At 64.4% G+C, this 435-nt stretch carries 1 protein-coding gene; it reads left to right on the top strand.

What is annotated here, in order from left to right; genetic code table 11:
• Positions 1-435, top strand: a 435-nt coding sequence (locus INT51_RS21990; RefSeq protein WP_193107516.1) for an integrase core domain-containing protein, incomplete at both ends; no start/stop codon positions are given.

Genomic DNA, 435 nt, shown 5'->3' with positions numbered 1-435 from the left:
CGTTCGTTCATACCGTGATCGATGACCACTCCCGGGTGGCCTATGCGGAGATCTGCACCGACGAGAAGGCAGCGACCGCGGTCGGAGTTCTCTACCGGGCCAGGGCCTGGTTCGCCGCTCGGGGGGTCGTAGTGCAACGGGTGCTTTCGGATAACGGGGCCTGCTACCGCTCTCATGCCTGGCGGGACGCCTGCGCCGAGTTGGGCATCAAGCACAAACGCACCCGCCCCTACCGACCCCAGACCAACGGGAAGATCGAACGATTCCACCGCACCCTCGGGGACGGCTGGGCTTACGCGCGGTTCTATGACTCAACGGCAGAGCGAAACGCCGCCCTGCCGGACTGGTTGCACTTCTACAATCACCATCGCGCCCACTCCGCTATCGGGGGCCACCCACCAGTCACTCGACTGACCAACCTCCCTGGACATCACA

Source organism: Brachybacterium sp. FME24 (assembly GCF_014897705.1).
Classification (GTDB): domain Bacteria; phylum Actinomycetota; class Actinomycetes; order Actinomycetales; family Dermabacteraceae; genus Brachybacterium.
This window is presented reverse-complemented; position numbering and strand designations above follow the sequence as displayed.